This is a genomic window from Actinomadura nitritigenes, from assembly GCF_017573545.1.
GTDB lineage: Bacteria > Actinomycetota > Actinomycetes > Streptosporangiales > Streptosporangiaceae > Spirillospora > Spirillospora nitritigenes.
Genome location: NZ_JAGEOK010000003.1, coordinates 93,401 through 113,321 on the forward strand (window position 1 = coordinate 93,401; position 19,921 = coordinate 113,321).

Here is a 19,921-nt window from a genome sequence, read left to right on the forward strand (position 1 = left end):
CCACGAGAACGAGCGGTAACTGTGGCCACGCTGAACCAATGGGTCGCCGGATCCCGGCCCCGCACCCTTCCCGCGTCCCTCGTTCCCGTCGTCGTCGGTACGGGCGTCGCCGCCGGGATGGACCACGCCGTCTGGTGGCGCGCGCTGCTGGCGGCGTTCGTCGCGCTCGTCCTGCAGATCGGCGTGAACTACTCCAACGACTACAGCGACGGCATCCGCGGCACCGACGAGGACCGCGTCGGGCCGCTGCGCCTCGTCGGCTCGAAGGTCGCGCCGCCCAAGCAGGTCCTCGCTGCCGCGCTCGGCTGCTTCCTGGCCGCCGCCGTCGCCGGGCTGGTGCTCGCCGCCGTCACCACCTGGTGGCTGCTGCTGGTCGGCGCGGTCGCGATCCTCGCCGCGTGGTTCTACACCGGCGGGAAGACCCCGTACGGCTACCGGGCCCTCGGCGAGGTGTCGGTCTTCGTGTTCTTCGGCCTCGTCGCCGTCGTCGGGACCGTGTACGTGCAGGCCGAGAAGCTGCCCTGGGAGGGCTGGGCGGCGGCGGTGCCGGTCGGTCTGCTCGCCTGCGCGCTGCTGGTCGCCAACAACCTGCGCGACATCCCCACCGACCGCGAGTCGGGCAAGCGGACGCTCGCGGTCGTCCTCGGCGACCGCCGCACCCGGATCCTGTACGCCGCGTGCGCCGCGCTGCCGTTCATGTTCGTGCTGGTGCTGGCGGCGCCGCACCCGTGGGCGCTGATCGCGCTGCTCGCGGCGCCGCTGTCGATCCCGCCGACGCAGAAGGTGCTGGGCGGCGCGTCCGGCCCCGCCCTGATCCCGGTGCTGGGCGAGACCGGCCGCCTCCAGATCGCCTACGGGGTGCTGCTCGCCATCGGCCTGGCGCTCTGAACCGCGCGCCGGGCACCGCCGTGCTCGGCGAGCAGGAAAGCGCCGGTCAGGGCGATGACGAGCCCGGTGAGCGTGCCGCCGAGCGCGACCAGGCCGCTCGCCGGCGCCGCGTCGGCGCCGAGCGCGTCCGCCGCCGCCAGCGTCACGATCAGCCCGTACAGCGACCAGGCGAACATCGCGCCCGCGCCCACCCAGGCCGCCGCCAGCGGCAGGACGAACCGGGCCGGGCGGCGCGCCCGCCCCGCCAGCGCGAGGAGCCCCGCGGCGCCTCCCAGCGCGAGCAGGCCCCACACCCCGTCGAGGACCTGCTGCGGTGCGTTCCGGGCGGCCGCCAGGTCGTGCGGGAGCCCCGCCGTCCCGCCGAACGCCCAGAAGAAGTGCACGGCCGCGCAGACGGCGGCGGGGACGGCCGCTCCCCGCGCCAGCAGCATCTGCAGTGATCGGGTCGGCCCTTGAGGGACGTCAGCGGTGCGGACGGTGAAGACCTCCGGCCACCGCCGCCGCGCGTAGAGCACGAACGCGGTGAGCAGCCCGATCGCCTGCAGCGTGAACCCCGTGTAGACGACGCCGTACACCCAGCCCTGCAACGCGTTCCCGGCCCCCGTCACCGGCTCGGCGGACACCACGCTCTGGATCAGCGTCCCCAGCGGGACCGCGAGCGCGATCGGCGCGAGCAGCCCGGTCGCGATCCAGATCGGCGGCAGCACCAGCCACGCCGGGACGCGCCGTCCCCACGGGAACGTGAACGCGCAGGCGACCAGCACTGCCAGCGCGTCCATGCCCAGCGTGATCGCGTTCCCGACGTACAGGACGGAGTCCCGCGCCGCCGCGGCGTCGTTCCATCCGACGGTGCTGCCGGACAGCCAGGCGATCTTGATGGACAGGTAGGGGACGCAGGCGGCCACGGTCGCCGCGCAGACGGCGAGCCGCAGGGCGCCCGGGCCCCGGGCCGGCGCGCCCACGGCGAAGGGCTCAACTGGAACGGTCATGCGTCGAGCATCGCCGCGCGCGCTCCGGCGCGCCTCCCGCCGCATGGGGAACCGGGACAGGTCCGCCTCCCCCGCGCGGGTGAGGCGGGCCCGGTGCGGCGCTCAGCCCGCCGCGGTCAGGCGAGGCTCCAGTCGATCTCGGGCTGGCCGGCGTCGACCAGCGCCTTGTTCACGGCGCTGAACGGGCGGGTCCCGAAGAACTTCTTCGCGCTCAGCGGGCTCGGGTGCGCGGACTCGATCACGGTGTGCTGCGGGCCGGTGATGAGCCGCGCCTTCTTGCGGGCGTAGGCGCCCCACAGCACGAACACGACGCGGTCGGTCTTGTCGTTCAGCGCGCGGATCGCGGCGTCGGTGAAGTCCTCCCAGCCCTTGCCCGCGTGCGACCCGGCCTCCCCGCCGCGCACGGTCAGCACCGCGTTCAGCAGCAGGACGCCCTGGTCGGCCCACGGGGTGAGGTCGCCGGACACGGCGGGCGGGATCTCCAGGTCGGACGCCATCTCCTTGTAGATGTTGCGCAGCGACGGGGGCAGCCGCACGCCGTCGCGGACGCTGAAGCTGAGCCCGTGCGCCTGGCCCGGGCCGTGGTAGGGGTCCTGGCCGAGGATCAGCACCCGGGCCCGGTCGAACGGGCAGTGCCGGAACGCGTTGAACAGGTCCTCGCGTGGCGGGTACACGGTCTGCCCGTCGTACTCCCCCGCCACGAAGGCGCCCAGCGCGGCGGTGGCGACCGGGTCGAGCAGCGGGTCGAGCCGCTGCCGCCAGTCGTCGGGGAGCAGTTCCATCAGGTCGAGGGACATCGTCCGTGCCTCCGGGGAAGGTGATCTCGGTTGAGGGAACAGTAGCGCCGGGCACCGACACGCTGAGGTCGGAATCCCGGGGACGGACCGGGCCCCTCCCTAGGATTCTGCGATATGCCCGACTCCCCCCGAGCGCGCCTCGACGGCGCCGTCGGGCGTGCCCGCGCGTCCGCCCTTCTCGTCCTCGTCCTCCTCGGCCTCGCCGCCGGGTGCGGCGGGTCGTCCGGGCCCGTGACGCTGACGCTACTGGCATCCTCGTCGCTCACCGAGGTGTTCGGCGAGATGAGCGCGGCCTACCGCCAGACGCATCCGGACGTCCGGGTGAGGCCGGAGTTCGGCGGCTCGGCGGAGATGGCCGAGCGGCTCGCCGAGCGCGACCCCGGCGACGTGCTGGCGACCGCGGACACCGTCAGCCTGAACCAGGCCGACCGGTACCTCGACGGCCACCGCCGGGCCATCGCCGGGAACTCGCTCACCATCGCGGTCGGCCCCGGCAACCCCAAGCGCGTCCAGGGCCTGGGCGACCTGGAGCGGCGTGGGCTGCGGGTCGTCGCGGGCGCCTCGTCCGTGCCGATCGGCCGCTACACCCGCCAGGCGTTCGCAAAGGCAGGGGTGACCGTCCGGACGAGCGCCGAGGAGATCAGCTCCCGGGCCGTGCTGGACGAGATCCGCGTCGGCGACGCCGACGCCGGTGTGGTCTACATCACCGACCTCCGGTCCGCCGGGATCGCGGTCAGCAGCGTTCCGATCCCGGCGGTCCAGAACGTCACCGCGACCTATTCCGCGGCGGCCGTCAAGGACGGGCCCCACCGCCGGGCCGCCGACGACTTCGTGTCCTGGCTGGTCACGCCCGAGGCGCAGCGGCTGTTCAACAAGTACGGGTTCACCAGCCCCGCCGGGCCGCAGTGACCGGCGCCACGTCCCGGGGTGTGCGTTCGCCCACCGCTGATACGGCACGGGAACGTCTCGTACCGGATTCCCGTTTACCTCCCCGGAGCCCCGAACCGGGACTTCGTTGAAGCCGATCACTCGTGCGACGCGAGCGATGCGTACCGGGAGATGCCAGACGTGCCGTCCAAGCGACCCCCCGCGCCACAGCCGAGCGAGGCGGCGGCGCAGCGTGCAGGTTCCGCGGAGCGCGACCGGCGCGAGTCGGTGCCGCCGCGCAACGACCCCGAGCGGCCCTGGCGCGCCGAGGGCGTGCCCGAGCGGCCGAAGAAGGCCGGCGGCGGCTTCGGCGGCTGGCGTCCCCGCCGCAACACCTCCCTGTTCTGGCTGCTGCTGCTCGTGGTGTTCGGGCTGAGCTACGTCTCGATGCACTACACCGGCCAGCAGGACAAGGTGAGCGTCCCCTACACCGCCTTCACCCAGCAGGTGCAGGCCGGGAACGTCAAGGACGTCTACACCAAGGGCTACCAGATCCAGGGCAAGCTGAAGAGCGCGCAGCAGGTCCCCGGGCAGGAGGACCCGAAGAAGACCTACACCGCGTTCGAGACGCTGCGCCCCGCGTTCGCCGACGACAAGATCTACACCGAGATGGTGAACAAGGGCGTCGCGGTCGAGGCGAAGCCCGTCAACGAGGACCGCGGCCTGCTCGCCAACCTGGCGCTGTCGCTGCTGCCCACCCTGCTGTTCGTCGGCCTGTGGATCGGCGTCATGGTGTGGCTGCAGCGCCGGATGACCGGCGGCGGGGGCGGCGGGATCATGGGCGGCTTCGGCCGCTCGCCGAAGCCCGTCGCGCCCGACGAGAAGCGCGCCACGTTCGCCGACGTCGCCGGCATCGACGAGGTCGAGGCCGAGCTCAGCGAGGTCGTCGACTTCCTCAAGGACCCGGGCAAGTACCGCCGGATGGGCGCCCGCGTCCCGCGCGGCGTGCTGCTCACCGGCGCGCCCGGCACCGGCAAGACGCTGCTGGCCCGCGCCGTCGCCGGCGAGGCCGACGTGCCGTTCTACTCCGCCGCCGCGTCGGAGTTCATCGAGATGGTCGTCGGCGTCGGCGCCGCCCGCGTCCGCGAGCTGTTCACCGAGGCCCGCAAGACCGCCCCGTCGATCATCTTCATCGACGAGATCGACACCATCGGCCGGACCCGCGGCAGCGGCGCCAGCCTCGGCGGGCACGACGAGCGCGAGCAGACGCTGAACCAGATCCTCACCGAGATGGACGGCTTCTCCGGCTCCGAGGGCGTCGTCGTCATCGCCGCCACCAACCGGCCCGACATCCTCGACGCCGCGCTGATGCGGCCCGGCCGGTTCGACCGGCAGGTCGCGGTGTCGCCGCCCGACCTGGACGGCCGCGTCGCGATCCTGCGGGTGCACACCCGCGAGGTCCCGCTCGGCGGCGACGCCGACATCCTCTCGGTCGCGAAGATGACGCCCGGCATGACGGGCGCCGAGCTGGCCAACCTCGTCAACGAGGCCGCGCTGCTCGCCGTCAAGCGCGAGAAGGACGCGGTCGACATGGACGACTTCCAGACCGCGCTGGAGAAGGTGCAGCTCGGCACCCGCCGCGCGCTGGTCATGCCGTTCGAGGAGCGGCGCCGCACGTCCTACCACGAGTCCGGGCACGGCCTGCTCGGCATGCTGCAGCCGGGCGCCGACCCCGTCCGCAAGATCACGATCGTGCCGCACGGCCGCGCCCTCGGCGTCACCGTCTCCACGCCCGACAGCGACCGCTACGCCTACGACGAGCGGTACCTGCGCGGCCGGATCATCGGCGCGCTCGGCGGGATGGCCGCCGAGGAGCTGGTGTTCGGCGTGATCACCACCGGGTCGGAGAGCGACCTGGAGCAGGTCACCAAGATCGCCCGCGGGATGGTGGGCCGCTGGGGCATGTCCCCGAAGGTCGGCCCGCTGTCGATCCTGCCGTCCGACGGCATGGAGCCGATGGGCCAGTACGCCGCCCAGGGCACCCTGGACGCCGTGGACCTGGAGGCCCGCCGGATCGTGGACGAGTGCTACGCCGAGGCCCTCGAGACCCTGCGCACGCACCGCGACCAGCTCGACTCGCTCGCCGCCGCGCTGCTGGAGGCGGAGACGCTCGACGAGGAGGCCGCCTACGCCGCCGCGGGGATCACCCGCACCATCACCGAGATCGACCTCTCCAAGACCCCGACGCGAAGCTAGGCCCGGCCGACGCGGGGCAGCCCGATCGGGTTGGGGTAGGGCATCTCGCCCGCGTCGGCCACGGCCTGCGCGGCGGGGACCAGCAGGTCGTAGAGGGCCTTCGGGTCGTCGACGGCGCGGTAGGGCGGGGCGGCGAGCGCGTCGGTGCGCTCCTCGACGCGGGCCTTGAGGGACCGCCCCGCGCCGGTCGCGGTGCCGCCCTCCACGAGGCCGCGGGCGGCGAGGGCGTCCGCCGCGTCGTCCCACTGCTCCCGCGACCACCCCCGGCTGAGCAGCATCTGGTCGGGGGTGACCGCGCCGACGGCGGCGGCGAGGACGTTCGAGGTCAGGCCGTCGAGCCCCTCGCTCGTCAGGACGGCCACGTGCCCGTCGCCGCGGTGCTCGCGCAGCGCCGTCGCGGCCTGCCAGAGCGCCTCGACGGGGTCGTCCGGGACGTCCAGGTCGCGGTTGGCGCCGAACAGCGGGCGGCCCGCCGCGTCCGCCTCCTCGACCGCCCTGCGCAGCACCGGCGCCGCCTCGGCGGCCGTCCGCTCGATCCCCGGCACGATCCGGCGCAGGGCCCGCGCCGCCGCCGCGCCCCGTATGCCGAGGATGCGCTCGGGCGAGGCGAACCGCCACGCGTCCGGGACGGCCCGGCGCACCCGGGACGGATGGAACCCGAAGAACGTCGCCTCGACCACGCCCGCCGGGACCGCGCCGAGCGGCGCGGCGCGGCTGCCGAAGTAGCCCATCCAGAAGCCCTTCAGCCCGGCCTCCTTGTTCGCCGCCAGGCATTCCGGTTCGAAGTACGTCACCGCGTGCAGCGGCTCCAGGACCGTCCACAGGTCCCGCGCGATCGAGTCGTCCACCCGACGAACGCTAAGGGCACGCTGTCGCACCCGACAAGCCGTCACATTCGGCCCGGCCGATCCGTCAGTGTGGTGGACGTGGCCGACGAGGGGGGACCGAGATGGACGAGCGCGACTTTCTGGCGAACCGGTTCGAGGAGCACCGGACGCACCTGAAGGCGGTCGCCTACCGGATGCTCGGATCGCTGGCGGAGGCTGACGACGCCGTCCAGGAGGCGTGGCTGCGACTGAGCCGGTCCGACGCCGGCGAGGTCGCCAACCTCGGCGGATGGCTCACCACCGTCGTCGGGCGGGTGTGCCTGGACATGCTGCGGTCCCGCACGTCCCGCCGCGAGGACCCGCTCGAGGAGCGGCTGCCCGACCCGGTGATCGGGCCGGCCTCGGGCACCGATCCCGAGCAGGAGGCGCTGCTCGCCGACTCCGTCGGGCTCGCGCTGCTGGTCGTGCTGGAGTCGCTGACGCCCGCCGAGCGCCTCGCGTTCGTGCTGCACGACACGTTCGCGGTCCCGTTCGAGGACATCGCGCCGATCGTCGGCCGGTCGCCGGACGCGGCGCGGCAGCTCGCCAGCCGGGCCCGCCGCCGGGTGCGGGGCGCCTCACCCGTACCGGAACGCGACCCGGCCCGCCAGCGCGCCGTCGTGGACGCCTTCCAAGCCGCGGCGCGCGCCGGCGACTTCGAGGCCCTCGTCGCGGTCCTCGACCCGGACGTGGAGCTGCGGGCCGACCTCGGCGCGGCCGGCCGGCAGCATCTGCGCGGCGCCCGCATCGTCGCCGACCAGGCGGTCATGTTCAGCCGTAGCGCGGCCTACACGTCGCGTCCCGCGCTGGTCAACGGCACCGCCGGGGTCGTCTCGATGGAGGGCGGCCGCCCGGCGTCGGTGCTGTCGTTCACCGTCGCGGACGGCCGGATCGTCGCGATCGACATCCTCGCCGACCCGGTCCGCCTGGAACGCCTCGACCTGTCCGTCCTCGACTGACGCGACTTCCCCGGCCCGTCACGGGTAGGACGGGCCGGGAAGGGAGCGCCATGGAGATCCCCAAGCGGCCCGCGCCGCCGTCGGGGCTGCGCCGGACCCTGTTCCGGCTGCCCGTCCACCTGTACCGGATGGGCCTCGGCCCGCTGTTCGGGGACCGTTTCCTGCTCCTGGAGCACGTGGGCCGCGCGTCCGGCGAGCCCCGGCAGGCGGTCGTGGAGGTCGTCGAGCACTCCGGGGACGACTACGTCGTGTGCTCCGGCTTCGGTCCCCGGTCCGACTGGTACCGCAACCTGCGGAAGACGCCCCGGGCGACCGTCCGGGTGGGCCGGAGCCGGTTCGCCGTGACGGCGCATCCGCTGGACGCCGAGGAAGGCGGGGAGCTGATGATCCGCTACGCGCCGCGCCATCCCCGGGCCGCCGCGAGGCTCCTCCGGTACATGGGCTTCATCGTGGACGGCACCAAGGACGACTACCGCCGCGTCGGCCGCGAGCTTCCCTTCGTGCGCCTCTCCCGCGTCCGCTAGAGGGTGGTGGGGAGCGCCTCCACGGAGAGCCTCCGCATCGATTTGAGGGCCTTCAGGACGGTGGGGTGCGGCGCCGCGTGGACCGTCGGCAGCACCGGCACCGCCGGATACGCCAGGCGGTCCTCCGACGCGGAGAACTCGACGTGGACCTCGTCGTTGTCGCCGCGCGGGTCGAGAAGGACCCAGCGGTCGTCCACCAGCGCGGCGGTGAGCCCGTGAACGAACCCGTCCACCAGCTGGTAGCACAGCCCCGCCTGGACGCCCCCGGCCCGCAGCAGCGCGACGTAGGCGTTCGACTTGGCGTAGCACAGGCCGGTCCCCTGCTCGAGGACGTCGGACGCGCGCCAGGTGACCCGGTCGTCGCCCGCGTCCATCGAGTGGGTCACCTGATCGCGGACGTGGTCGAACGCGGCGCGGGCATAGGCGACGTCGTCGCCGGTCCGCAGGTCCGAGGCGGTCCGCTGGACGAGCGGGTGCTCGATGTCGATCGCCTCGGACGCGGCGAGGTAGTCCCAGGGCTCGGCGGCGAACTCCATCACAGGCCGAGCAGCGACTCGATGCCCACCGTGAGCCGGTCGGGCGCGTCCACGACCTTGCGGGCGGCCAGCAGCACGCCCGGCATGAACGACTCGCGGTTCATCGAGTCGTGCCGGATCGTGAACAGCTCGCCGTGGCCGCCGAGCACGACCTCCTGGTGCGCGACGGCACCGGACAGCCGGACCGCGTGCACATGGACGCCGTCCACGTCGGCGCCGCGGGCTCCGTCGAACTCCTCGGTGGTGGCGTCCGGCGGCGGCGCGACCCCCGCCTCCGCGCGGGCGGCGGCGACCAGCTCGGCGGTGCGGTACGCGGTGCCGGACGGGGCGTCCACCTTGTTCGGGTGGTGCAGCTCCACGATCTCGACGGACTCGAAGAACGGGGCGGCCTTCTGCGCGAAGTGCATCATCAGCACCGCGCCGATCCCGAAGTTCGGCGCGATCAGCACGTTCGGGCCCTTGCCGCCGGTCAGCCACGACCGGACCGTGTCGAGCCGCGACGGGTCGAACCCGGTGGTGCCGACGACGGCGTGCAGTCCGTGGTCCACGCACCATTTGAGGTTGTCCATGACGACGGCCGGGCGGGTGAAGTCGACGACCACCTCGGCGGCCGTCAGCGGCTCCCGGTCGTCGTCCTGGTCGACGGCGGCGACGAGCTCCATGTCGTCCGCGCCCTGCACGGCCCGGCACACCTCGGCCCCCATGCGGCCGCGCGAGCCGAGCACCCCAACCTTGATCACGTGTTCCTCCCGATGACGCGTGCGACGAGCCTACCGGCCGCCGCACCGCGTCCTGGCGCCGGTTCCGCGGCGATCAGTCGTCGTCCGCGACGAACAGGTTGAGCAGCCAGCTCACCACGCCGATGATGATCGCCCCCCAGAACGCGGGCCAGAACCACTGCACATGGAACGGCAGGTTCAGCTTCCCGGCCACCCAGCTGGTCAGCATGAGCAGCCCCGCGTTCACCACCAGCGCGATCAGCCCCAGCGTGATGATGTAGAACACGCAGCCGAGCACCTTGATGATCGGCTTCAGCACCGCGTTGATGATGCCGAAGATGACCGCGACGACCAGCAGCGTCAGCACCTTCTCCCACGTGCTGCCGCCCTTCAGGTCGATGCCGTCCACCACGGCGGCCGCGACCCACAGCGCGATCGCCGAGATCACCACTCTGATGAGGATCTTCACCCCGCGCCGATACCCCACCACCCCACGCCGAACCCCGGCCACCAGCCGCCCACACCGCACAGCGAACACGACAGGCATGCCGGCTGGTCGAACCCCACGGACGGCCAGACCTCGGCCACCGCCACGGGCAGGCACGCGGAGCGAGCGCCGGCGAGCGCAGCGGGCATGCCCGGCGGTCGTGAGGCTGTTTCGCCGCGGAGCTCTAGCGGAGCGGGGAAGCAGCCTCACGACCGTGACGGGGGTTCCAGGGGGTCGCCCCCCTGGAAGAACACAGCTAACCGAGCCGGTCCCCGACCGGGCCGATCACCGTCAGCGCGTGCTGGGCGGAGAGGATCTCGCGGGCCACGGCGCGGACGTCGTCGAGGGTGACGGCCTCGATGCAGGCGAGGACGTCGTCGACCGGCAGCAGCGACTCGTACACCAGCTCGCTCTTGCCGATGCGGCTCATCCGGGAGCCGGTGTCCTCGAGGCCGAGGACCAGGGCGCCGCGCATCTGGCCCTTGCCGCGTTCGAGCTCCTCCTCGGTGAGGCTCTGCTCGGCGGCGCGGTTCACCTCGTCCCGGCAGATCGACAGGACCTCGTCGACCTTGCCGGGCTGGCAGCCGGCGTAGACGCCGAAGATGCCGGAGTCGGCGTACTGGGCGGTGTAGCTGTACACCGAGTAGGCGAGGCCGCGCTTCTCGCGGATCTCCTGGAAGAGGCGGGACGACATGCCGCCGCCGAGCGCGGCGTTGAGGACGCCGAGGGCGAAGCGGCGGTCGTCGGTGCGGCACACGCCGGGGACGCCGAGGACGATGTGCGCCTGCTCGGTGTCCTTGTCGATGATGACGGTGCGCGGGTCGACGGGCGCGGCGGGGCCGCCGACGCGGGGCGGGGCGGGTTCGGCGTCGCCGGTCAGGTGCCCGGCGAACGCGTCCGACACCAGCCGGACGACCTCGTCGTGCTCGATGTTCCCGGCGACGGACACCACGAGGTTGGACGGGGTGTAGTGCTCCCGGTAGTAGCCGTGGATGCGGTCCCGGGACAGCGCGTTGATCGAGTCCTCGGTGCCGAGGATGGGGCGGCCGAGGGGGGTGTCGCCGTAGAGCGCGGTGGCGAACTCGTCGTGGATGAGGTCGCCGGGGTCGTCGTCGCGCATGTGGATCTCTTCGAGGATCACCCCGCGCTCGGCCTCGACGTCCTCCGGCCGGTTGACGGAGTCCGCGACCATGTCGGACACGATGTCCACGGCGAGGGGGAGGTCGGAGTCCAGGACCCGCGCGTAGTAGCAGGTGTACTCCTTGGCGGTGAACGCGTTGAGGTCGCCGCCGACCGCGTCGATCGCGGCGGAGAGCTCCAGCGCCGACCTCCGCCGGGTGCCCTTGAACAGCACGTGCTCGAGGTAGTGGCTGGCGCCGGCGTCGGCGGGCGCCTCGTCGCGGGACCCGACGGCCGACCAGACGCCGAACGCCGCGGACCGCACCGCCGGCGTCGACTCGGTGATGATCCGCAGCCCGCCGGGCAGCACGGTGCGGCGGACCGCGCCGGCGTCGTCGGTGTGGATCGTGGTGGTGGTGCCGGGCTCCTGCGCCCGCGCCGGCAGGGTCACGGTGTCGCTCGCATTCGATGGTGGTCCGGGAACGGGAAGGGACGGGGGGCGGAAAGCGGCCGACCGGCCTGCCCGGGGCGGGCAGGCCGGTCGGTCATCGCGTGCTCGGTCAGGAGTTGCGCTGGCCGGCGTCGTCGGAGCCGCGGCGGGTGCGGCGGCGGCGCGGGGCGCGCTTGTCGCCGTCCCCGCCGCCGCGGTGCTCGCCGGAGTCGTCCGAGCCGCCGTCGGCCTCGGCGGCGGCGGGCTCGTCGCCGCGCTCGGCGCGCTCGGCGGACTCGCGCTCGACCACCTCGACGGGCACCAGCGACAGCTTCCCGCGCTGGTCGATCTCGGTGACCTCGACCTGGATCTTCTCGCCGACGCCCATGACGTCCTCGACGTTCTCGATCCGGGCGCCGCCGTGCAGCTTGCGGATCTGCGAGACGTGCAGCAGGCCGTCCTTGCCGGGCAGCAGCGACACGAACGCGCCGAACGTCGTGGTCTTGACGACGGTGCCGAGGAACCGCTCGCCGACCTCCGGCATGTGCGGGTTCGCGATCGCGTTGATCGCGGTCCGCGCGGCCTCGGCGGACGGGCCGTCGGTCGCGCCGACGTAGATCGTGCCGTCGTCCTCGATCGTGATGTCGGCGCCGGTGTCGTCCTGGATCGAGTTGATCATCTTGCCCTTCGGGCCGATGACCTCGCCGATCTTGTCGACCGGGACCTTGATCGTGATGATCCGCGGCGCGTTCGGGCTCATCTCGGCGGGCGCCTCGATGGCCTCCTGCATCACGTCCAGGATCGCCAGCCGGGCGCCCTTGGCCTGCTTCAGCGCGGCGGCCAGCACCGAGGCGGGGATGCCGTCGAGCTTGGTGTCGAGCTGCAGCGCGGTGATGACGTCGCGGGTGCCGGCGACCTTGAAGTCCATGTCGCCGAAGGCGTCCTCGGCGCCGAGGATGTCGGTCAGCGTGACGTACTCGCCGCCCTCGCTGATCAGGCCCATCGCGATGCCCGCCACCATCTGCTTGAGCGGGACGCCCGCGTCCAGCAGCGACATGGTGGACGCGCAGACCGAGCCCATCGAGGTGGAGCCGTTGGACCCGAGCGCCTCCGACACCTGCCGGATCGCGTACGGGAACTCCTCGCGGGACGGCAGCACCGGGATCAGCGCGCGCTCGGCGAGCGCGCCGTGCCCGATCTCGCGGCGCTTGGGCGAGCCCACCCGGCCGGTCTCGCCGGTGGAGTACGGCGGGAAGTTGTAGTTGTGCATGTAGCGCTTGGTGCGCTCGGGGTTCAGCGTGTCGATCATCTGCTCCATGCGGAGCATGTTCAGCGTCGTCACGCCGAGGATCTGCGTCTCGCCGCGCTCGAACAGCGCCGACCCGTGGACCCGCGGGAGGACGTGCGCCTCGGCGGTGAGCTGGCGGATGTCCTTCAGGCCGCGGCCGTCGATGCGCAGCCCGTCGCGGATGACCCGCTCGCGGACGAGCTTCTTGGTCACGGCGCGGTAGGCGGCGGAGATCTCCTTCTCGCGGCCCTCGAACTGCTCGGCGAGCTTCTCGACCGCGCCGGCCTTGATCTCGTCGAGGCGGGACTCGCGCTCCTGCTTGCCGGCGATGGTCAGCGCCTGCACCAGGTCCTCGCCGACGTGGTCGGTGACGGCGGCGAGCACGTCGTCCTGGTAGTCCAGGAAGATCGGGTACTCGGCGGTCTCCTTCGCGGCGACGGCGGCGAGTTCGCTCTGCGCCTGGCACAGCACCTTGATGAACGGCTTGGCCGCCTCCAGGCCCTGCGCGACCGTCTCCTCGGTCGGGGCGGTCGCGCCCTCGGCGACGAGCTTGAGGGTGTCGCGGGTGGACTCCGCCTCCACCATCATGATCGCGACGTCGCCGTCCTCCAGCACCCGGCCGGCCACGACCATGTCGAAGGTCGCGCGCTCCAGTTCGGGGTGGGTCGGGAAGCCGATCCACTGGCCCTCGATCAGCGCGACGCGGACGCCGCCGATCGGGCCGGAGAAGGGCAGCCCGGCGAGCTGGGTGGACATCGACGCGGCGTTGATCGCCACGACGTCGTACAGGTGGTCGGGGTGCAGCGCCATGATCGTCTCGACGATCTGGATCTCGTTGCGCAGCCCCTTGCGGAACGACGGCCGCAGCGGGCGGTCGATCAGCCGGCAGGTCAGGATCGCGTCCTCGGACGGCCGGCCCTCCCGGCGGAAGAACGAGCCGGGGATGCGCCCGGCCGCGTACATCCGCTCCTCGACGTCCACGGTCAGGGGGAAGAAGTCCAGGTTCTCCTTGGGCTTCTTCGACGCGGTCGTCGCCGACAGCACCATCGTCTCGTCGTCGAGGTAGGCGACGGCGGAGCCGGCCGCCTGGCGGGCCAGCCGGCCCGTCTCGAAGCGGATGGTGCGGGTGCCGAACGTGCCGTTGTCGATCACGGCCTCGGTGCTCTGCGCACCGTCGATGCGCACGGCTTCTGTCACGGGAAACCTCCTCAGGGTTCCTTCGTCGGTCCTCGCGGCCGTTTCCCGTGGCTATCACGCTGCCGGTCTTCGATCGAAGCACCCGGATCGTCAGGCCCGCCGATGCGGCGGGACGGATCCGGAAGCCACTACCGAGGACCGGCCCGCACCAGCGGTGTCCGCGAGGCTCTTCTCTTCGGTTTGACCGCCGGACGGGACGTCGCTGCCCCGCCCGGCTCATAGAAAGAGAGGGAGCGGCCTGTCCGGCCACTCCCTCACCGTGCTAGCGGCGCAGACCGAGTCGCTCGATCAGCTGCCGGTAGCGGTTGATGTCCTTGTTGCTCAGGTACTTCAGGAGCCGGCGGCGACGGCCGACCAGCAGCAGCAGGCCACGGCGGCTGTGGTGGTCGTGCTTGTGCTCCTTGAGGTGCTCGGTCAGATCGTTGATGCGGCGCGTCAGCAGCGCGACCTGGACCTCCGGCGATCCGGTGTCACCCTCAGTGGTCGCGTACTCGGCGATGATCTGGTTCTTCGTGGCGGTGTCGAGCGACACGTGGCTCCTTCGATGAGATCGTCACCCGCAGATCCGGGCCCGGTGGGCGCACGGGTCCGCATGGTGCGTTTTGAGAAGTGGCGAGCCGCATGAGGGTGCAGCCAGCCGCGCCGGGACCCACCCGGCGACTATTCACCGTACCATGTCGGCTCGGCCGCGTTACCGGCCCGAGGACCCCGCCGGGCGGCCTCAGGACGTGATCTCGCGGGCCCTCGCCACGTCGCGGCGCATCTCCTCGATGAGGGCCTCGATCGAGTCGAACTTCAGCGTGTCCCGGATCCGGGCGGTGAAGTCGGCGCCCATGTGCTCGCCGTACAGGTCGAGGTCGTCGCGGTCGAGGGCGTAGGCCTCGACGGTCCGCTCCCCCGCGCCCTCGAACGTCGGGTTCGTGCCGATGGAGATCGCGGCGGGCCAGCGGAAGCCGGGGTAGCGGTCGGTGTCGGCGACCAGCCAGCCCCCGTAGACGCCGTCCGCGGGGATCGCGGTGTGCGGCAGCGTCTCCAGGTTCGCGGTGGGGAAGCCGAGCGCCCGGCCCCGCTGGTGGCCGCGGACGACCACGCCCTCGACGCGGTGCGGGCGGCCGAGCGCCGCCGCAGCGCCCGCGACGTCGCCGGACTCCAGCCGCTCCCGGATGTAGGTGGAGGAGATCGTGTCGCCGTTGGCGACCAGCGGCATGCCCTCGGCCGTGAAGTCGTACTTGGCGCCGAGCTCCTTCAGCAGGGCGACGTCGCCCTTGGCCTTGTGCCCGAACCGGAAGTCCTCGCCGACGATGACGTGCGCGGCGTGCAGCCGGTCCACCAGGACCTGCTGGACGAACTCGTCCGGCGGCGTCCTCGACAGCTCCAGCGTGAACGGCACGACCACGACGGCGTCGGTGCCGAGGCCCTCCAGCAGCTCGATGCGCCGCTGGGTGGTGGCCAGCAGCGGGGGGTGGGTGCCAGGCCGGACGACCTCGTCGGGGTGCGGGTCGAAGGTGATCGTCACCGAGCGCAGGCCGCGGCGGCGCGCCTCCTCGGCGGCGGCGCGGACGATCCGCTGATGACCGAGGTGCACCCCGTCGAACACCCCGATGGTGACCACCGAACGGCCCCAGTCGGCGGGAACCTCGTCGAGGCCATGCCAGCGCCGCACCATGCTCTCCCTGCGTCGGACGTCCCTGCGGGTTCTTCTGTCGACATAAGGGTGCCATGCGCCGTCTGGTGCCGTTACCGAGGGGGCGCGCTTCAGGCCCGCCCGCTCGTCACCCGGACTGGTAGACGACGAGCGAGACGGCGATGTACTGCAGGACGTACGCGGCGAGCGTGCAGGCGTGGAACACCTCGTGGAACCCGAACCAGCGCGGCGACGGATTGGGCCTGCGCAGCCCGTAGACGATCCCGCCGACGCTGTAGCAGACGCCTCCGAGCGCGACCATGATGCAGGCGACGACGCCGGCGCCGTCCAGGAACTGTGGCAGGAAGAACACGGCGACCCAGCCCAGCACGATGTAGAGGGTCACGTAGAGCGCGCGCGGGGCGCCGATCCAGGTGGTGCGGAACACCACGCCGGCGACGGCTCCCGTCCACACCGTGATCAGGACGGCGATGCGGACGCCGCCGTCGAGGGCCAGCACGGCGAACGGCGTGTAGGTCCCCGCGATGATCAGGTAGATGTTGGCGTGGTCGAAGCGGCGCAGCACCTCGATCAGCCGGTGCGAGTCGGCCTGCCGGTGGTACGTCCCCGAGATCCCGAACAGCAGCCCGGACGTGGCGACGTAGACGGCCGAGGAGAGCCGGGCGAGCGGGGTGGGGCCGAGCGCGACCAGCACGAGCCCGGCGACCATGACGGCGGGGAACGCGCCGAGGTGCAGCCAGCCGCGCATCCGCGGCTTGGTCGGGGACGCGGCCGCGGCGCCCGCTTCCGGGTCGCCCGCGGGGTCGGTCACGGGATCGGTCACCGTGCTCATTGGCACCCTCCTCTGCAACTAACCTACGGTCACGTAGGTTACGCGACCGTAGGTTCGTGCGCACCGCCGCCGGGAGGTGACGCTCGCCACGGCGCCCCCTCCGCCCGGCGAGCGCGAGTGTCCGTCGACACGCATGATCCGTTGCCCGGGCCCCGGTTCTCAACCCCCCCGGCCGAGCCGCCTCGTCAGCCGACGAAGACGGCGAGGGGCTTGGCGAGCCGGCCCTGCTCCTCTACCAGGGCCAGCAGGGTCCCGTCCGGCGCGAAGACGCCGACGGGGCCCGGCCCCAGGCCGGCCGCGGCGAGGCGCCCGCCGTGCGCGACCCTGCGGGCGTCGTCCTCCGAGACGTCCCGGCGCGGGAACACCGCCGCGACCGCCTCCGCCATCGGCAGGATCTCCAGCTTCTCGCCGAGCCGGTCGAGCGTGCGCGCCATCGCCAGGTCGTACGGGCCCACCCGGGTGCGGCGCAGCGCCGTCAGGTGCCCGCCGCAGCCGAGCGACGCGCCGAGATCGCGGGCCAGCGCCCGGATGTACGTGCCGGACGAGCACGACACCGACGCGTCCACGTCGATCACCTCGCCGTGCCGGCGGACGTCCAGGACCCGGAACTCGTGCACCGTCACCGGGCGCGCGGCGAGCTCGACCTCCTCGCCCTTGCGGGCCATCTTGTACGCCCGCTGCCCGTTCACCTTGATCGCGCTGACCTGCGGCGGGACCTGCTCGATCGGCCCGGTCAGCGCCGCGATCCCGGCGGCCAGCGCCTCATCGGACACCGCCGCGGCGGACGCGGTCGCGGTGATCTCGCCCTCGGCGTCGTCGGTGTTGGTCGACTCGCCCAGCCGGATCGTCGCGTCGTACCCCTTCTCGGTCAGGGCGAGGTGGCCGAGCAGACGGGTCGCCTTGCCGACGCCGAGGACGAGCACGCCCGTCGCCATCGGGTCCAGCGTCCCGGCGTGCCCGACGCGCCGCGTCTTCGCCAGCCGCCGCATCCTCCCGACCACGTCGTGCGAGGTCCAGTCCGCCGGCTTGTCCACGATGACAAGTCCCGAGTTCTCCACGCGCGCGCTCTCTACTCGTCGGTCTGCTCGTCGGTGCGGTCCGGCTCGCGCAGCGCGGCCCGGAGCCGGTCGATGATCCAGGCGGGCTCCCCGCCCATGGTGAACGCGGCGGCGGTGCGGTGCCCGCCCCCGCCCAGCTCCACGCAGGCCCGGCCGACGTCGACCGCGCCCTTCGCGCGCGTCGACACGTACCACTCGCCCCGGTCGTTCTCCTTCAGCACGACCGCGACCTCGGCCTCGTCGGTCCGCCTGAGCTGGTCGATCACGCCTTCCAGCTGGTCGTAGGGGACGTCGCGGGCCTCCCGGTCGGAGCGGGCGATGGTCGTCCAGACCAGGCCGCGGCCGTCCGCCGCGTCGCGCTCCAGCCGGGCCCGCGAGAGCGCCCCGGCCAGCACCTGCAGGTAGCCGAACGGCGCCCGGTCCCACAGCTCCCGGCTCACCTCCTCCGGCCGGACGCCCGCCGCCAGCAGCCGTCCCGCCAGGTCGTGCACCTCCGGCGTCGTGCACGGGTACTTGAACGAGCCGGTGTCGCTGGCCAGGCCCGCGTACAGGCCCTGCGCGATGTCGCCGTCGAGCGGCACGCCGAGCCGCCGGATCAGCTCCTCGACCAGCACCGCGGTCGCGGCCGCGTCGGGATCGACCAGCCGGACGCCGCCGAACCCGACGTTGGACGCGTGGTGGTCGATGACGATCAGCGCGCCGGCCCGCCCCGCCGCCCCGGCGAGCGACCCGAGCCGCGCCTGCCCCGCGGCGTCCAGGGAGATCATCAGCGCCGGTGCGGCCGGCATCCGCGCGGGCTCGACCAGGAACTCCTGGCCCGGCAGGAACCGCAGGATCGCCGGCACCGCGAACGGCTCGCCGAACGAGGCCAGGCAGCGCTTGCCCAGCGCGTGCAGCGCCTGCGCGAGCGCGAGCATCGAGCCGAGCGCGTCCCCGTCCGGGGCGATGTGGCAGGCGAGGCACACCTCGTCGGCCGCCTCGATCAGCTCGACGGCCCGGTCCCAGTCCATGCCGCGCGCTGCGGCGTCCGGTGCGTCGGCGCCGTCGGCGGCCGTGGCGGCGCACGGGGTCCGCGGCGCCGTCCGGAGGGCCGCCGGTACGGCCGCCCTCGCCTCCTCACCGTTCGCCCCGGCCCCGTTCGGACCAGTCCCGTTCGGACCGGCCCCGTTCGGACCGGCCGCAATGGGCGCGGAGCCGTTCGAGATCAGGGCGGGCTGCGCCGGTGAACCGCCGCGGACTGCGGCACCGCCGGGCACGATGTCATGGCCGCTCGCCGGATGTCCGCCCGTCCCGTGCAGCGCGCAGTCCCCGGTCCGGGCGGAGCCCGATGCCTCCGCCCGCCCCTCCGGCCCGTTCACGACGACGGGCGTCCGGACCGGCCGTCCTCACCGTCCTCCGCCGCGCCCAGGTCGTCCAGATCCTCGTCCTCGGCGAGGTCCTCGGCGGAGGGGGGCTCGCGGTAGGGGTTCGCCTCCCCGGCCGGGGCCGCGCCCTGCGCCGCCCTCGCCACCTCGGCGTCCTTCGCGCGGGCCTTGGCGAGCAGGTCGTCGATGTGCGCCGCGTTCTCCATCAGGGAGTCCATGACGAACGTGATGCTGGGCGTGTGCCGGACCCCGGTCTTCCTGCCCACCTCCGACCGGATGACGCCCTTGGCGCTCTCCAGGGCCGCCGCCGTCTCGGCGCGCTCGCCGTCCGACCCGTACACCGTGTAGTACACGGTGGCGTCGCGCAGGTCGTTGGTGATGCGGGTGTCCGTCACGGTCACGAAGCCGAGCCGCGGATCCTTGATCCGCCTCTCCAGCATCTCGGCCACGATCTGCTGGATGCGGTCGGCGAGCTTGCGCGCCCGAGCTGCGTCCACCATGATCGCACTCCCTTTCTCTATGGTGGGGTCCCGCGGGGGACGAACCCCCGCGGGCCCCGGTGTGCCGGCCGGTCGTCCTCCGCTCCGCCGGGGCGGCGCACGGACTCCTGCCGGTCAGTCCTCGTCGTTGTACAGCCGCTGCCGCGCGGACAGCAGCTCGATCTCCGGCCGCCCGAACACCAGGCGCTCGCACTGGTCGAGCACCCGGGTGCAGTTGGCCGCGGTGCCCGAGACCACGGCGATCCCGATCTCCGCCCTGCGGTGCAGGTCGTTGTCACCGGTCTCGGCGACGGCCACCCCCGGGAAGTGCTTGCGCACCTCGGCGATGATGGGCCGGACCACCGACCGCTTCTGCTTTAGCGACCGTACGTCCCCCAGCAGCAGGTCGAGCGTCAGCGCACCCACGTACACCTGGTCGATCACCTCGGGATCCACAGTAGGAACGACGGCGGTCGGCCGCCGTGTTCCCGGGCCGCCCGGCGGGCGGGCGCCCGGGAATGACAGACGCCAGGCTAGAAGAACCGCCTGGCGTCGTGTCACATTTTCTCACCGGTCCGTCCCGGACGGCCGCCCGCGCGGACCGGGCCCGGAGGCCTGGTC

At 73.0% G+C, this 19,921-nt stretch carries 20 protein-coding genes; 5 read left to right on the forward strand and 15 right to left on the reverse strand.

Annotated elements, in window-relative coordinates:
• Positions 1-21: 21 nt before the first annotated feature.
• Positions 22-888: a 1,4-dihydroxy-2-naphthoate polyprenyltransferase gene (locus J4557_RS04860; RefSeq protein ID WP_208265135.1), complete on the forward strand. Its 867-nt coding sequence runs from the start codon at positions 22-24 to the stop codon at positions 886-888.
• Here J4557_RS04860 and J4557_RS04865 read toward each other — a convergent pair.
• Both J4557_RS04865 and J4557_RS04870 read right to left on the reverse strand, forming a co-directional pair.
• Positions 852-1,877 (reverse strand): hypothetical protein, encoded by a 1,026-nt coding sequence (locus J4557_RS04865; RefSeq protein WP_208265136.1) that lies wholly within the window; start codon positions 1,875-1,877, stop codon positions 852-854. The genes J4557_RS04860 and J4557_RS04865 overlap by 37 nt on opposite strands.
• Positions 1,878-1,993: 116 nt before the next feature.
• Positions 1,994-2,674, reverse strand: coding sequence for a uracil-DNA glycosylase (locus J4557_RS04870; RefSeq protein WP_208265137.1), 681 nt, complete (start codon positions 2,672-2,674; stop codon positions 1,994-1,996).
• Positions 2,675-2,788: 114 nt separating this feature from the next.
• On the opposite strand from J4557_RS04870, the gene modA reads away from it, so the two are divergent.
• Together modA and ftsH are read left to right on the forward strand one after the other, a co-directional pair.
• Positions 2,789-3,583, forward strand: coding sequence for a molybdate ABC transporter substrate-binding protein (gene modA, locus J4557_RS04875; protein ID WP_208265138.1), 795 nt, complete (start codon positions 2,789-2,791; stop codon positions 3,581-3,583).
• Between the two features lie 159 nt (positions 3,584-3,742).
• Positions 3,743-5,797 (forward strand): ATP-dependent zinc metalloprotease FtsH, encoded by a 2,055-nt coding sequence (gene ftsH, locus J4557_RS04880; protein ID WP_307799409.1) that lies wholly within the window; start codon positions 3,743-3,745, stop codon positions 5,795-5,797.
• Here the strand turns inward: ftsH and J4557_RS04885 are convergent.
• Positions 5,794-6,645, reverse strand: coding sequence for an SCO6745 family protein (locus J4557_RS04885; RefSeq protein WP_208265140.1), 852 nt, complete (start codon positions 6,643-6,645; stop codon positions 5,794-5,796). The two genes, ftsH and J4557_RS04885, sit on opposite strands and share 4 nt — an antisense overlap.
• 101 nt (positions 6,646-6,746) lie before the next feature.
• On the opposite strand from J4557_RS04885, the gene J4557_RS04890 reads away from it, so the two are divergent.
• Together J4557_RS04890 and J4557_RS04895 are read left to right on the forward strand one after the other, a co-directional pair.
• Positions 6,747-7,622, forward strand: a complete 876-nt coding sequence (locus tag J4557_RS04890; RefSeq protein ID WP_208265141.1) for a sigma-70 family RNA polymerase sigma factor — start codon at positions 6,747-6,749, stop codon at positions 7,620-7,622.
• 50 nt (positions 7,623-7,672) lie between these two features.
• Complete coding sequence (locus tag J4557_RS04895; RefSeq protein WP_208265142.1) at positions 7,673-8,146, forward strand: nitroreductase family deazaflavin-dependent oxidoreductase; 474 nt, start codon at positions 7,673-7,675, stop codon at positions 8,144-8,146.
• Here the strand turns inward: J4557_RS04895 and J4557_RS04900 are convergent.
• From J4557_RS04900 to J4557_RS04955, 12 genes are all read right to left on the reverse strand, one after another.
• The gene (locus J4557_RS04900) at positions 8,143-8,682 is read right to left on the reverse strand and encodes a transglutaminase-like domain-containing protein (RefSeq protein WP_208265468.1); all 540 of its coding nucleotides are present in this window, start codon (positions 8,680-8,682) and stop codon (positions 8,143-8,145) included. The genes J4557_RS04895 and J4557_RS04900 overlap by 4 nt on opposite strands.
• The gene (gene dapB, locus J4557_RS04905; RefSeq protein WP_208265143.1) at positions 8,682-9,422 is read right to left on the reverse strand and encodes a 4-hydroxy-tetrahydrodipicolinate reductase; all 741 of its coding nucleotides are present in this window, start codon (positions 9,420-9,422) and stop codon (positions 8,682-8,684) included. Before dapB ends, J4557_RS04900 begins: the two co-directional genes overlap by 1 nt.
• A 73-nt stretch (positions 9,423-9,495) precedes the next feature.
• Positions 9,496-9,870: a phage holin family protein gene (locus tag J4557_RS04910; RefSeq protein ID WP_208265144.1), complete on the reverse strand. Its 375-nt coding sequence runs from the start codon at positions 9,868-9,870 to the stop codon at positions 9,496-9,498.
• Positions 9,871-10,144: 274 nt separating this feature from the next.
• Positions 10,145-11,458 carry a M16 family metallopeptidase gene (locus tag J4557_RS04915; protein WP_208265145.1) on the reverse strand — a complete coding sequence of 438 codons (1,314 nt, stop codon included), beginning with the start codon at positions 11,456-11,458 and terminating at the stop codon, positions 10,145-10,147.
• Positions 11,459-11,567: 109 nt separating this feature from the next.
• The gene (locus tag J4557_RS04920) at positions 11,568-13,904 is read right to left on the reverse strand and encodes a polyribonucleotide nucleotidyltransferase (RefSeq protein ID WP_208265469.1); all 2,337 of its coding nucleotides are present in this window, start codon (positions 13,902-13,904) and stop codon (positions 11,568-11,570) included.
• A gap of 280 nt (positions 13,905-14,184) precedes the next feature.
• Complete coding sequence (gene rpsO / locus J4557_RS04925) at positions 14,185-14,454, reverse strand: 30S ribosomal protein S15 (RefSeq protein WP_021599383.1); 270 nt, start codon at positions 14,452-14,454, stop codon at positions 14,185-14,187.
• 189 nt (positions 14,455-14,643) lie between these two features.
• Positions 14,644-15,585 (reverse strand): bifunctional riboflavin kinase/FAD synthetase, encoded by a 942-nt coding sequence (locus J4557_RS04930; RefSeq protein ID WP_208265146.1) that lies wholly within the window; start codon positions 15,583-15,585, stop codon positions 14,644-14,646.
• 109 nt (positions 15,586-15,694) lie between these two features.
• Positions 15,695-16,399, reverse strand: coding sequence for a PAQR family membrane homeostasis protein TrhA (trhA, locus tag J4557_RS04935; RefSeq protein ID WP_208265147.1), 705 nt, complete (start codon positions 16,397-16,399; stop codon positions 15,695-15,697).
• A gap of 185 nt (positions 16,400-16,584) precedes the next feature.
• Positions 16,585-17,457: a tRNA pseudouridine(55) synthase TruB gene (truB, locus tag J4557_RS04940; protein WP_208265148.1), complete on the reverse strand. Its 873-nt coding sequence runs from the start codon at positions 17,455-17,457 to the stop codon at positions 16,585-16,587.
• Positions 17,458-17,468: 11 nt separating this feature from the next.
• The gene (locus tag J4557_RS04945; RefSeq protein WP_208265149.1) at positions 17,469-18,467 is read right to left on the reverse strand and encodes a DHH family phosphoesterase; all 999 of its coding nucleotides are present in this window, start codon (positions 18,465-18,467) and stop codon (positions 17,469-17,471) included.
• Positions 18,468-18,811: 344 nt separating this feature from the next.
• Entirely contained in the window at positions 18,812-19,321 is a 510-nt protein-coding gene (gene rbfA, locus J4557_RS04950) for a 30S ribosome-binding factor RbfA (RefSeq protein ID WP_208265150.1), read from the reverse strand.
• 114 nt (positions 19,322-19,435) lie between these two features.
• Entirely contained in the window at positions 19,436-19,744 is a 309-nt protein-coding gene (locus J4557_RS04955; RefSeq protein WP_307799411.1) for a DUF503 domain-containing protein, read from the reverse strand.
• Between the last annotated feature and the right edge of the window lie 177 nt (positions 19,745-19,921).

What these genes read in the sequence shown, in the direction of transcription:
- J4557_RS04870 (WP_208265137.1), bottom strand. Translation starts at nt 2,674, where the DNA reads ATGTCCCTCGACCTGATGGAACTGCTCCCCGACGACTGGCGGCAGCGG.
- J4557_RS04900 (WP_208265468.1), bottom strand. Translation starts at nt 8,682, where the DNA reads ATGGAGTTCGCCGCCGAGCCCTGGGACTACCTCGCCGCGTCCGAGGCG.
- J4557_RS04890 (WP_208265141.1), top strand. Translation starts at nt 6,747, where the DNA reads ATGGACGAGCGCGACTTTCTGGCGAACCGGTTCGAGGAGCACCGGACG.
- modA (WP_208265138.1), top strand. Translation starts at nt 2,789, where the DNA reads ATGCCCGACTCCCCCCGAGCGCGCCTCGACGGCGCCGTCGGGCGTGCC.
- J4557_RS04945 (WP_208265149.1), bottom strand. Translation starts at nt 18,467, where the DNA reads ATGGACTGGGACCGGGCCGTCGAGCTGATCGAGGCGGCCGACGAGGTG.
- J4557_RS04895 (WP_208265142.1), top strand. Translation starts at nt 7,673, where the DNA reads ATGGAGATCCCCAAGCGGCCCGCGCCGCCGTCGGGGCTGCGCCGGACC.
- rbfA (WP_208265150.1), bottom strand. Translation starts at nt 19,321, where the DNA reads ATGGTGGACGCAGCTCGGGCGCGCAAGCTCGCCGACCGCATCCAGCAG.
- J4557_RS04865 (WP_208265136.1), bottom strand. Translation starts at nt 1,877, where the DNA reads ATGACCGTTCCAGTTGAGCCCTTCGCCGTGGGCGCGCCGGCCCGGGGC.
- trhA (WP_208265147.1), bottom strand. Translation starts at nt 16,399, where the DNA reads ATGAGCACGGTGACCGATCCCGTGACCGACCCCGCGGGCGACCCGGAA.